The sequence below is a fragment of the Clostridium sp. genome, assembly GCF_036569345.1.
GTDB lineage: Bacteria > Bacillota > Clostridia > Clostridiales > Clostridiaceae > Clostridium_AD.
The window spans coordinates 1-12,299 of record NZ_DATCQT010000036.1 but is presented as its reverse complement, the minus strand read 5'-3'; the positions used below and the strand labels follow the sequence as shown (position 1 = coordinate 12,299).

General features: G+C 28.5%; 11 protein-coding genes and 1 rRNA gene. 8 read left to right on the top strand and 4 right to left on the bottom strand.

The window, feature by feature from the left end:
* The first annotated feature begins 737 nt into the window (after window positions 1-737).
* On the top strand, window positions 738-1,700 hold the full coding sequence (locus VIM70_RS03160; protein ID WP_331944051.1) for an NAD-dependent epimerase/dehydratase family protein: 963 nt from the start codon (window positions 738-740) through the stop codon (window positions 1,698-1,700).
* 112 nt (window positions 1,701-1,812) lie between these two features.
* Here the strand turns inward: VIM70_RS03160 and VIM70_RS03155 are convergent, their stop codons facing one another.
* Both VIM70_RS03155 and VIM70_RS03150 read right to left on the bottom strand, forming a co-directional pair.
* Complete coding sequence (locus VIM70_RS03155; RefSeq protein WP_331944049.1) at window positions 1,813-2,337, bottom strand: acyltransferase; 525 nt, start codon at window positions 2,335-2,337, stop codon at window positions 1,813-1,815.
* A 13-nt stretch (window positions 2,338-2,350) separates the two neighbouring features.
* The gene (locus VIM70_RS03150; RefSeq protein WP_331944047.1) at window positions 2,351-3,205 is read right to left on the bottom strand and encodes an NAD(P)-dependent oxidoreductase; all 855 of its coding nucleotides are present in this window, start codon (window positions 3,203-3,205) and stop codon (window positions 2,351-2,353) included.
* Window positions 3,206-3,492: 287 nt separating this feature from the next.
* Between VIM70_RS03150 and VIM70_RS03145 the strand changes: the two genes are divergently transcribed.
* From VIM70_RS03145 to VIM70_RS03135, 3 genes are all read left to right on the top strand, one after another.
* On the top strand, window positions 3,493-4,503 hold the full coding sequence (locus tag VIM70_RS03145) for a glycosyltransferase (protein WP_331944045.1): 1,011 nt from the start codon (window positions 3,493-3,495) through the stop codon (window positions 4,501-4,503).
* Between the two features lie 56 nt (window positions 4,504-4,559).
* Window positions 4,560-5,411, top strand: coding sequence for a DNRLRE domain-containing protein (locus VIM70_RS03140; protein ID WP_331944043.1), 852 nt, complete (start codon window positions 4,560-4,562; stop codon window positions 5,409-5,411).
* A gap of 163 nt (window positions 5,412-5,574) precedes the next feature.
* On the top strand, window positions 5,575-7,359 hold the full coding sequence (locus tag VIM70_RS03135) for a tetratricopeptide repeat-containing glycosyltransferase family 2 protein (RefSeq protein WP_331944041.1): 1,785 nt from the start codon (window positions 5,575-5,577) through the stop codon (window positions 7,357-7,359).
* Window positions 7,360-7,507: 148 nt separating this feature from the next.
* Here the strand turns inward: VIM70_RS03135 and VIM70_RS03130 are convergent, their stop codons facing one another.
* The gene (locus VIM70_RS03130; RefSeq protein WP_331944039.1) at window positions 7,508-7,795 is read right to left on the bottom strand and encodes a hypothetical protein; all 288 of its coding nucleotides are present in this window, start codon (window positions 7,793-7,795) and stop codon (window positions 7,508-7,510) included.
* A gap of 208 nt (window positions 7,796-8,003) precedes the next feature.
* Here VIM70_RS03130 and VIM70_RS03125 point away from each other — a divergent pair, with 208 nt between their 5' ends.
* The 4 genes from VIM70_RS03125 to rfbB all read left to right on the top strand — a co-directional run bounded on the left by VIM70_RS03125 (window position 8,004) and on the right by rfbB (window position 11,995).
* On the top strand, window positions 8,004-8,873 hold the full coding sequence (locus VIM70_RS03125; RefSeq protein ID WP_331944037.1) for a phage holin family protein: 870 nt from the start codon (window positions 8,004-8,006) through the stop codon (window positions 8,871-8,873).
* Window positions 8,874-9,273: 400 nt separating this feature from the next.
* Window positions 9,274-10,080, top strand: coding sequence for a GH25 family lysozyme (locus VIM70_RS03120; RefSeq protein ID WP_331944035.1), 807 nt, complete (start codon window positions 9,274-9,276; stop codon window positions 10,078-10,080).
* Window positions 10,081-10,100: 20 nt separating this feature from the next.
* Window positions 10,101-10,475, top strand: coding sequence for a hypothetical protein (locus VIM70_RS03115; protein ID WP_331944033.1), 375 nt, complete (start codon window positions 10,101-10,103; stop codon window positions 10,473-10,475).
* Window positions 10,476-10,966: 491 nt separating this feature from the next.
* On the top strand, window positions 10,967-11,995 hold the full coding sequence (gene rfbB, locus VIM70_RS03110) for a dTDP-glucose 4,6-dehydratase (RefSeq protein WP_331944031.1): 1,029 nt from the start codon (window positions 10,967-10,969) through the stop codon (window positions 11,993-11,995).
* A 141-nt stretch (window positions 11,996-12,136) separates the two neighbouring features.
* Here the strand turns inward: rfbB and rrf are convergent.
* Window positions 12,137-12,253: ribosomal RNA gene (gene rrf / locus VIM70_RS03105) — 5S ribosomal RNA — on the bottom strand.
* Window positions 12,254-12,299 lie beyond the last annotated feature (46 nt).

Below are 12,299 nucleotides of genomic sequence, written 5' to 3'. Positions count from 1 at the left end.
TTAGTCTTACGACTAAAATATTACTTTTTTCTAAAGTAATTAACTGGTTAAAATAAAATATTATTTCATTTCTTTACCTATTTCTCTGTTTAATTTTCAAAGACCAATTTGCTTTGCCATCAAGTGACGACTTCTACTATTTTACTAGGTATCTCTTGTTTTGTCAATTACTTTTTATAATTTATTTTCATATAAACTATTAAATTGTAATTAACATCTAATTTGCCAAGCCACTCGTTCGTGACGACAAAAAGTATTTTATCATATAAATAAATTCATAATTTTATAACATCGACTCTCTCATTAGATTATCTTCATATTCCTACATATATATCTATATAATTCAATATTCCGCATTCCGATACACATGGCTAAATATTATCAACTAATTTTATTTGATAAATAAAATTTACATTACTCTACCAGGTATCAGCACATCTACCATTCCTACAATATTTCTAAGACAAAATAAAAATCTAGCATTTTTTATCCTGCTAGATTTAACATCATATTCTTGTTATCCATTCTACAAAGATCTAAGTACACCTTTACCACTGATTTATAACATCTATTACATAATTGATCTATTTCTCACTCATCCCAAAATCTTTTTTCAAAACTATCACAAAAAATTTATAATTAAATATAATATATTTAAGGGCTCATATAAGAATTCAATTAAATTTTATGTTAATATAATTTTCTTACTTATATTAACTGAATGAGGAGATAAATAAATGCAAAATAAAAGAATCTTTTTAACTGGTGGAGCTGGGTTTATAGGCTCTCAACTAATTGAACTTCTATATAACAATAACGAAATTTTAATTTATGATAATTTAACAAGAAATTCTATTAAATATACTTCACTACTATGGAAAAAAAATATAAATTTAATTAAAGGTGATATTTTAGATTATTCATCACTCAAAAAAGCTGTAGATGACTTCAATCCTAATATTGTGATTCATCTTGCTGCAATTGCAGGAATAGAGACTGTTATTAAAAACCCAGTAAACACTATGAAAGTAAATATGATAGGAACCGCAAATATTTTAGAGGTCTTAAAGCGCCATGCTAACTATATTGATAGATTTATTGCTCTTTCTACTAGTGAAGTTTTTGGGTCTTATGCTTATAAAGTAGATGAAACGTGTACAACAAACTTGGCTCCAGTTGGTGAAGCTAGATGGACTTATTCAGTAAGTAAGCTAGCAGCAGAGCATTTAACCCATAGCTATTATAAGGAATATGGCCTTAAGGCTGTTACTATTAGGCCTTTTAATATATATGGTCCTGGTCAAGTCGGTGAAGGCGCAGTTCATCAATTTATAATAAGAGCAATAGAAAATGAACAGATACAAATACATGGCGATGGTGATCAAATTAGATCCTGGTGTTATATTGATGATTTTGTTAATGGCTTATTATTATGTCTTGATAAAGAGGCAGCTGTAGGTAATTCTTTTAACATTGGTAATCCCAGAGGAACAATAACCATTGCAATGCTTTCACAATTAATAAAACAGATATCTGACTCTAAGTCAGAAATTGTATACATTCCAAAAGGCTATGTAGATGTTGAACTTAGAGTGCCAAGTATAAATAAAGCAGTCGAATTATTAGGTTATAGTCCTAAAATTGATTTAACTTTAGGGTTAACTAAAACTATTGAATGGTATAAAAGTCTTAAAAAATAACTAAGTACAATATACACTAGATATCTCACATATCGTACATTAAGCAACATCACGTCAACATTATTATATTACCTATTTCCGCAACAAAAGGTTATATAATAATGTTGATTTTTTAAACTCTTTTTTTTATTACTTTTGCAGGTACCCCAACAGCAATAGATAATGCTGGAATATTACGATTTACCACTGCGTTAGATCCTATCTTACTTCCCTCTCCAATAGTTACACCTGGGAGAATTGAAGCACCCATCCCAATATTACAATTATCTTTTATAATTATTGGCAAATATTCTAGTGCTGAAAATAATATTAGAACATCTTCGTTTGTTTCTTTATGTTTTGCTCCATGAATCTTCACCATTGGCCCAATTCCTACATTATCACCAATGGTAACACCTGCTGCACCATGAATAAAACATTGTTGACCAATCCATGTATTAGAGCCAACTTTCAAGATGGAGTTATAATAACCTTTTAATATAGTATCGTGCCCTATATAAACATTATTACCTATTTCAATATTCTCGGGAAAAAATATTCTCACACCATCTTCAATTATTACATTTTGACCGCACTTTTTAAGCTTATTCTTTTCTGGAATTCCAGCTCCTTCACTTGTCCATAATTTACTTTGCATTTTAAATTCCTCCTTATCTTTTTGATGACATTAGGAATGTTTTAAGTCCCTCGTCTAAATTTATTTGCATATTATAATTTAATGCTTTGCGTATTTTTTCGCCGCTTCCCATTAAATTATCTACATCATTATCACCATACGTAAACTGAACATCATCTACATTTTGTATAACTGCAATTTTTCTACAGATTTGCTCTATAGACAAAAACTCATTACCGCAGATATTATATGTCCCATCTAAATCATTTTCTATAATATTTTTAATAATATTTACGACATCAGCAATATGTACTGGATTAATTATAGGCTGTCCGTTTTTACTGAGCATAATTTTCTTTTTTTTAGAAATATCATTACATAAATTACTAATTAGTCTCCCCTTTTGTCCCTCTCCATATGGAAAAAATAATCTTAAAATCACAATAGATATTTTATCTTTATATAATTCACATAATTTTTCAGAAAAATATTTGCTTAATGAATATATTTCTTTTGCATTGCAGATATCATTTTCAAAAAGTGTTTTTTTACTAAATCCATACACACCACCAGTGGATATTAGAATAAATTTCTTTATGTTATTTTTCAGTCCAAATTCTAATAATTCTAAAGTTGATTTTACATTAATATCTATATACTTCGATTTACTAATATTTTGATTACCTACTATTGAAGCACAATGTATAATAATATCCACATTGTTGAGGAATAAACCATCCAATTTATCCTCTAAATTCCAAAGAATATTATCACATATCAAATTTTTATTTCTTCCTATATTTATAATATGATTTTCAGTATTTATTGAATTTATTAAATTTCCCCCTATAAATCCTGTTCCGCCTGTTATTAAGATTTTATTAGACATAGCTATCCAAAATCCCCTTTAGAAATATTCAGATGTAATCAATTGTATTATTTCGTCATTGTATACTTGATATCATCTGTTAACAATATTTTATTGCTTCTGGTTATAGAATATTCCTTAAATCATTTAGTCGTTTCTCACAAAATTACATTAATTGTATAAGAACATATCCCATAAAGAAGAATATTATATAATTATATTTAATTTTATATTAATAGATAGTTAGATATTAAACACTTTACTTATTAAAAATTCAAAAATATCTTATATACACGGGGGGATATAAATTGGAATCATTAAGCATAATTCATGGAACCATGGAAATTGCCAATCAAATGTATACTATTACTAAAGCACTACAAGCAAAGGGTGTAGATGCCAAATCTGTAAATTACTATCCTAGTTACTTAGACTATAAATCAGATTATAATTTAGATTTATTGTCAGTAGACAATAATACACGCGACAGATTGAGTAAAGAATTAGCTGTAAAATTAATAAATGAGAACAACATTTTCCATTTTCATTTTGGAACAAGCCTTACTATGAATTATTCTGATTTACCTTTACTTAAAGATTTATGTAAAAAAACATTTATGCAACATTGGGGATCAGATGTTAGGCTCTATTCCGTAGCGTCAAAATACAATCCATATGTAAAAGTAAAAGTTACAAATGAGAAAGATATAACTGATAGACTTGAATTCTTAGGTAAATGTATAGATACCTGTATAGTTTCAGATGGCGAATTATATGAATACGTAAAGGACTTTTATAAAAATGTATTTTTTATAAAACAAGCTATAGATATCCAAAAATACGCCATAAAAAATAAAGAAAAAAAGAAAGAGTTATGCATTGTACATGCGCCAACCTCACCAGAAATAAAAGGTACTGAATCAGTGCTAAAAGTAATAGAGGAATTAAGGTATAAGTACACTTTTAATTTTAAATTAGTCCAAGGTATGTCCCATACGCAGGCAAAAAAAATATATGAAGAGGCAGATATAGTTATTGATCAGTTGCGTATAGGGTCCTATGGTTTACTCGCCATTGAGGCTATGGCTATGGGCAAAACTGTAATATGTTATATTAGTGATCCTATGAAAGATAAATATCCTAAAGAGTTACCCATTATTTCCGCTAATCCGGATAATTTAAAAGATAAGCTTGAATATCTGATTATAAATAAAGATATGCTAGAAAAAATAGGTGAAGACGGTAGAGGTTTTGTGGAAAGGTATCATGATTCAAATATAATAGCCAAAAATCTCTTAAAGTTATATACAAGGTGTTAGTTACTTCTAAAACTTTGATTGCGCTGCATAGTAATAAAATATAAGGGCGTGTTAATTTGGAAAGCATTATAATACCATCAATTAAAAGTCTTACATTAACAAATAAAATTCCTGATGGAAATATCAATGAAGACAGTATAACTGTAGGAACTGACGGGTTATATACTTATTCTAGTTTCTTATTTTTTGATATTTCCAGAATACCCAGTAATGCTGAAATATCCAATGCAGAACTTGTGTTATTTAAAACTGATAATTTCTATAAGGACAATAGAAAATGTATTTATATATATCAACTGTTTGACTACTTTAGTACCTACACTACGTACAATAATCCACCGGAAATTAACACCCTTATTGAAGGCAACCTATTTCCACTAACATCTAAAATATCAGTTACAGCCAATCTCACAAAGATTGTATCACTATGGCTTAGGAATCCAGCATCTAATAAAGGTATAATCTTATGTAAAAAAAATAATAATTTTATCGCTAAATTTGGTTCAGCAATATGTAATGATAAATATCTAACTCCATTTATAAAAGTAGTTTATAGTATTAAAAATTCCATTATAATACATGAAAATAGCACTCCAATGAAGGTCATATATTATCCCTGCAATTGTCCCCCCCACCCAAATCCACCAATACCCCCAATACCAACAATAAGAAGAGTTGAAGTTACGGGAATAGCAGCTCCTTTCTCAATATATGTAATTATTGTAACTCTATCGGTAACTAGAAGCGGTACTGGTCATATTGATAATTATTATGTTACTGATGAATATGATAATTCCGCAAGTTGCACTCCACTTGCAATAGACAAATTTTATAATATTGCTGTTACTCCCCAAGAAAATCCAGGAGATACTGAAACTATAAGTCTTTCTGGATCTTATAAAGGATAGATAGAATTAGGTACACCCTTATTTAACTATGCATATTATGTACCGAGCAAAAAATTAAACTTTGCTTTAGTACAATAAAATAGCGACGTTTTCAATTAATGATTAATAGAGAAGTACTAATTTTTGTACTCATAATTGTTAACTGAAATTAGGGGGAAATACAATGAAAAATGAAGTAAGTCTGTGCATGATTGTAAAAAATGAAGAAGAATACTTGCCAAGGTGCCTTGAAAGTATTAGAGATGTTGTTGATGAGATAATTATTGTTGACACAGGATCTATCGATAGGACAGTAGAAATTGCCAAAAGTTATGGTGCTAAAGTTTATTACTTTAAGTGGAATAATAATTTTAGTGAAGCTAGAAACGAGTCATTAAAATATGCTACTAAAGACTGGATATTAATATTAGATGCAGACGATGAATTACGTGCCCAATATAAAGAAAATTTAAAGTTATTCTTAAATAATGAATTAGATGAAAATACACTTTATTTTTTTGAGACATTAAGCTACTACGGAGATATTGTTGATAATAATTGTATCACCGTTAATTTAAACCCAAGAATGTTTAAAAATAACCGTGAAATTCACTATGAGGGTAGAATTCATAATCAGTTAGTATATGCACAAGGTAAATATGATACAATTTGTAGCTCTATAAAAATACACCATTATGGATATTTGAACAAAATCATAACCTCTAAAAACAAAAGAAACCGGAATATTACAATTTTAAATGAACAAATAAAAAAAGAACCCACTAATAAATTTAATTACTTTAATCTAGGTAATGAATATACATCTTTAGGTGAAGTAAAAAAGGCTCTTGAATATTATTATAAAGCTTATGAAAATTTTGATCCTAGTACCGGGTTTAGTTCTATATTGCTTCTACGAATAATTATTTCAAATTATAATATACAAGAATACAATGATGCACTAAACTTTATAGATATTGCTGCTAAATATTATCCTGAGTTTACCGACTTGTATTTTTTTAAATCTCTTGTCTATAAAGATTTAGGCAAACCTACACTTCAAATAAAAGCTCTGGAAAAATGCATTGAACTTGGGGAACCATCTTCTGAATTTAAGTTTTTCTATGGAAGTGGAAGCTTCAAAGCTTATTATGAATTAGGTAATACCTATATGAGCCTTAATGATTATGATGCTGCATATAATTATTATATTGAAGCTACAAAATCAAACCCGGATTTCATAGATCCTTTTTATTGCATATGTCATATATTAAAAGAAAAACACACACCTCTTGATGAATTTAAGTCTATTTTGGTAAGTTTGTTTTCGGATTTTCCGAGTTCCTATGCCATTATTGCAGATATATTCTATAATGAAGGATTCTATAAAATAGCATTAGAGTATATTGAAAAATGTGCAAAATTGGGAATTGCTACCGAAAATCTTACAATGTTAACCGCTAAATGTTTTGTTAGAGCTAATGCCTTTGATGAATGCATTAATATGGACACGATAGATGAAAATTCCCCTATTCACGTGCATTTATTAATGTATAAGGTTTTAGGTAGCATATTAGACAACAATTATGATCTTGCATCATCTTCAGTACGTAGTTTTCAAGAAGAGACTTTATCCGAATATAATAAAAAACTACTGAATGTATATTCTGAGCTAGTAAAATTATTCACAAATGAACCAACAGCTACGTTATCAGAAGATGAAAATGAAAGCGAGTATATTATGATTATACTAGAAATTTGTGAAATACTGATTATAAACAATAAATTCGATGAATTAAAAATAGCCGTAAACTTGCTTAATTTAATAAATAATGATTTTGCGCTTCTCTATCTTGGGAAACTTTACAATAATTATGGATATATTGATATTGCTAAAAAGGAAATAATACGTTCCATAAAGGAATTTGATATATATGATTCAGTTGGACTAGATATACTAAAAAAATAGATCTAATAAAAATTGTGGGGTACACTTCTGTACCCCACTTTTTTCTATCTCATATAAATCTAATATAAATCAATATTATAGTTTTTACTAACAAAACATGGAGTCAATGACTCCATGTTTCCATATTTTTTAATCTTTAATTTTAATTTTAGTAACCAAAGTTTACAACAGTTGCTACTGTCTCGTTAGCATGCAACATTGGTGTGATAGCTAAACGAAGGGTATCACTAACATGTGATGCAGTCGAGGTTGCTGTATTATTATAATTTTTTTCTCTATAAAAAACTTGTTGCGTTGAAGTTCTTGCCGCATTAGTACCACTAACTGTGAGTGTAACCATAACACGAGCGGTAGACCACCCAGCAACAGTTCCTGTAGTTGCTACATCATAATTTGTACTAGAAGGCGGAGTATCAAAACTTACGTTATTTGCCAATCAGAACATCTCCTTGAATTTAATTTTGAGGATATCTCATCCCTTTATAATATATGAAGTTATTGTTTTAATGTGACAATAATTAAAACGCTTAAAAACCGTCATGAGCTATATCGTTTTTCTTTAATTCGGCATATATTATACCGATAAATAGTATTTTTATTATTTGTGTGATTTTTTAGATTTTTGAAAATATGGAGATGAGCAAATGGACAAAAATGACACCTTACTAAAATTATATGGAATATTTGGAATGTTAGGTTTCTTTACTCAAATTTTTATGGGCATGGAGACTTCATATATTATTCTTTTGGTTCTTATTATTTTAGATACTTTTACAGGAGTAGCTGCTTCTATAAAATATAAAAGATTTTCTAGTACAGGATTACGAAAATGTATTAGAAAAATTATCACTTATGCAGTTTCCGTGATTACAGTTAGATTATTAGAGCTTATTCTTAATCCAATAGTAACTACAACAATGTTATCTAAGATAATTATTATTTTTTTAGCAATTACAGAAAGTGTAAGTATTCTAGGAAATTTAACATTATTAGGAGTACCTTTTCCCACAAATTTTTTGCCTTTATTAATAAAGACCTTAAAAATACCATTATTGAAAAATATGTTAGAAGAATCAAGAGACAAGGAGAAAGAACTTTCTGATATTCAGTATATAATAAATTCGCAAATTACTAATTTAGAAGATATATATATGAAAATATTTTTAAAAATTAGATATGATGCATGTAAATCTATTATTGACCAAATTATGCTTATAGATGAAACTAATGATAATATTAATAATTCAGATATATTATATTGTAAGGTAATAACCTTTGTAGAGTTAGCTTTAAAAAAATCGAATAAGCTCTACGCTGAAGATACTATTCCAACTAATTATATTGAAAGTTTCTCCAAAAATGATAACAATACTATATTTGAACTTCTAGCAAACCTTAAAATTATTTGTTATTCCAATAAAAATATAAAGGAGAAAAAAGATCAAATTATTGATGTAATAATAATATTATTATATCAAACAATAATTGATTCACAAAAAAGTATCAAAGCTTAATTAAAACATTCAAGTGCTACATTCCTTTAAATTATCTCAAAAGGAGTTTAGCATTATTATTCATTTAAACTAATTGCTTTTGTATTATGAGTTTATTGATTATTGTTGATTTCTATATTTTTTAATGCAAACTATTAATATTGTGATTCATCAATTATTATTGTGATATTTTTAGCAACATTTATGTTATTTGTTCCTTATTACTTATCAAAAGAACTAAGTAATGTCTGTCATTTATGTGTAACCATTTATTATTAGTACTCATAGACTGTAGTGGTAACATCTTATAATGTTAAGTAATGCGATTTATATTGAAAAATAACTAGTGATCTAAGATGTAATACCAATTTTATAAAAAATAAGTCTATTATATGAAAAAAAACAGGAGAGTGTTATATTAATGGGTAGTTACAAGGGAATAGATATCTCGAACTATCAAGGATCTATAGACTTTGCTAAAGTAAAAGGTAATGGCATCGTGATAGTATATATTAAAGCCACACAGGGTACTGAATATATAAATCCAAGGCTGAAAGAATATTATCAAGGCGCAAAGTTGAACGGTCTTAAGATAGGATTTTATCATTATTTAACAAATAAAAGTCCAAGCCTTGAAGCCCAACACTTTTTAAATTCTATCAATGGATTAGTTTCTGACTGCAAATATATTATTGATGTAGAGGGAACGTGGACAATAGCAAAAGCAAGTAAAGCAACAAGAGAATTTGCGGATTATCTTATATCCAAGAATAAAGAAGTTGGAATTTATACAGGAGATTACTTTTATAGAGATAATCTTAACAGTACAGTAAAGAACCTTTCAGTATGGATTGCTAATTATGGTGGAGTAGTTATGGCTACTAAATATGCAGGACACCAATATACAGAAAAAGGCACTGTAGTAGGTATCACTGGGAATGTTGATATGAATGAATTTAATGATGCTATATTCTTAACACCAAAGTCAACCCCTATAGTAGCACCTAAAGTAGCCCGGAATTTGGTTAAAGCAGTAATTACTCCAAAAACAACTGGTATAGTTACCGCAAGTGTTTTGAATGTTAGAAGTAGTGCAGGAGAAGGGTATAAGGTTATAGGCCAACTTAAAAAAAATGATACCGTTAAAATTGCTAAAAAAGTTGGCAATTTCTATAGCATTTATTTTGGTACAAGTGGTGGCTATGTGGCAGTAGATTATATTAAATAAAAATTGGAGGTTAATATAAAATGAATGATTTTTTATCAATATTTTATCCAATACTATTCACGTCTCTAACAGGATTCTTAGCTTATGCAGGTAAGGAATTAGTTAAATTTACACCCAAAATTGTTGACTATTTGGTGGCTAAAATAGGTCTAACAAATTATCAGCAAACAAAATCTATTGCTTGGGATATTTGGAATATAGTTGAAGAACATTTTAGACTATCTGAAATAGTTGGAGATAAGGTTCAACTTAAGGTAGCTATGTTTGAAACTTTAATTAAAGAAAAAATACCTGGAATACCTGATGATGAAATTCAAACTATTAGACAATCTATAGCTGGAGAATTTAACAAAGATAAACCTTTAATAATAACAGCTCTAGAAAAATCTTCTTAACCGTTACAATGAGAGAGTGATAGAACCGCTTATCACCCTTTCTCTTTTTTTCAGCACATATCCATGAAATACTACATTATCATTTGTCCTTTGTACCTAACGCATAAAATCATTAAATCCATTACCCCCGCAAGGTATTACTACTTACATTAAATTTCTACACCATAATTAATTAAAAAATTCAGTTTACATGCACTCTATAACTTATGTAAACAACAATTAGAAAGTGCATAATTATGAAGAAGTTTTTAGGTGTTTTACCTTTTATAATTATTTATATTAGTGATACACCTTACGGTAAAGAATTAACTAAAATAATGTTTTGAACTAATTTGTACTAACTACAATATATTAATAAATAAAGACTTTTCTAAAAAAGGTAAGTGATCAACAGACGAAGTAGAATAGATATTTTTATCAGACAAAGATAAACATCAAAAAAGCTCAAAAATATAGAAATAAAAGTTTAGTATAAAGGGGATTGAATATATATGAAAACTTATTTGGTAACTGGTGGATGTGGATTTATAGGTTCAAATTTTATTTACTATATGTTTAAAAAACATCCTGCTATAAAAATAATAAATTTGGACAAATTGACTTATGATAGTAATTTAGAAAATTTAATAAATTTAAAAAACAATTTAGATTATACTTTTATTCGTGGGGATATATGTGATAAGGAAATAGTCGAAAATATATTTTCAGATAATGATATTGACTACGTTGTAAACTTTGCAGCAGAGACCCATTTGGACAGAAGTATAAATGATGTTGAACCTTTTGTTAAAACTAATGTGTTAGGCACAGTTACTCTTCTAAATTCCGCCAAAAGTGCATGGTTAACAGGTGATACTTTTAAAGAAGAAAAGAAATTTTTGCAGATATCCACGGATGAGGTTTACGGCTCTCTTGTAGATACAGGATATTTTATTGAAACTACTCCAATAGCTCCACATAGTCCATATTCTTCAAGTAAAGCTGGAGCTGATTTAATAGTTCAAGCCTATTTTGATACCTATAAGATGCCTATCAATATAACAAGATGTTCAAATAATTATGGAGCATATCAATTTCCTGAAAAATTAATACCCTTAATAATTAACAACTGCTTAAAACATAAAAACCTACCGATATATGGATCAGGAATGAATATAAGAAATTGGCTTTACGTTGAAGATCATTGTAGCGCTATAGATATAGTTATAAAATATGGAAAATACGGTGAAGTTTATAATATAGGTGGACATAACGAGATAAATGACTTACAAATAGTTAAAAAAATCATAAATTATATAAATATAAACAAAGATAAAAAAGTTAATGAAGATCTAATTACTTATGTGGGAGATAGAAAAGGTCATGACATGCGATATGGTATAGACCAAAAAAAGATTACGCAAGAATTAGGTTGGCACATACAAACCAACATTGAGGTAGGAATAGGGAAAACAATTGATTGGTATTTACAAAATGAAGAGTGGCTTAATAATATAACTTCTGGTGAATATTTAAGATAAAGGTCATATTATGAAAAAACTAATTACTGGAGTAAGTGGAGAAATGTGAAACAGAACTAGATTTAGACTATAAGTTAAATACCATAGTAACAATTATATTTACGCAAAAAAACACTAAGTTAAACTTAGTGTTTTTTTATTACCCGGCGACAACCTACTCTTCCACAAGGTCACCCCTGCAGTACCATCGGCGCATTGAAGCTTAACCTTCGTGTTCGGTATGGGAACGGGTGTTACCTTCATGCCATAATCACCAGATGAGAATATAAATATTCTCTGAAAATTGCACAGTGCTAGTCTCCTC

Excerpts from the sequence above, each read along its gene's own strand:
- VIM70_RS03160 (WP_331944051.1), top strand. The coding sequence starts at position 738 with ATGCAAAATAAAAGAATCTTTTTAACTGGTGGAGCTGGGTTTATAGGC.
- VIM70_RS03155 (WP_331944049.1), bottom strand. The coding sequence starts at position 2,337 with ATGCAAAGTAAATTATGGACAAGTGAAGGAGCTGGAATTCCAGAAAAG.
- VIM70_RS03150 (WP_331944047.1), bottom strand. The coding sequence starts at position 3,205 with ATGTCTAATAAAATCTTAATAACAGGCGGAACAGGATTTATAGGGGGA.
- VIM70_RS03135 (WP_331944041.1), top strand. The coding sequence starts at position 5,575 with ATGAAAAATGAAGTAAGTCTGTGCATGATTGTAAAAAATGAAGAAGAA.
- VIM70_RS03125 (WP_331944037.1), top strand. The coding sequence starts at position 8,004 with ATGGACAAAAATGACACCTTACTAAAATTATATGGAATATTTGGAATG.
- VIM70_RS03120 (WP_331944035.1), top strand. The coding sequence starts at position 9,274 with ATGGGTAGTTACAAGGGAATAGATATCTCGAACTATCAAGGATCTATA.
- VIM70_RS03115 (WP_331944033.1), top strand. The coding sequence starts at position 10,101 with ATGAATGATTTTTTATCAATATTTTATCCAATACTATTCACGTCTCTA.
- rfbB (WP_331944031.1), top strand. The coding sequence starts at position 10,967 with ATGAAAACTTATTTGGTAACTGGTGGATGTGGATTTATAGGTTCAAAT.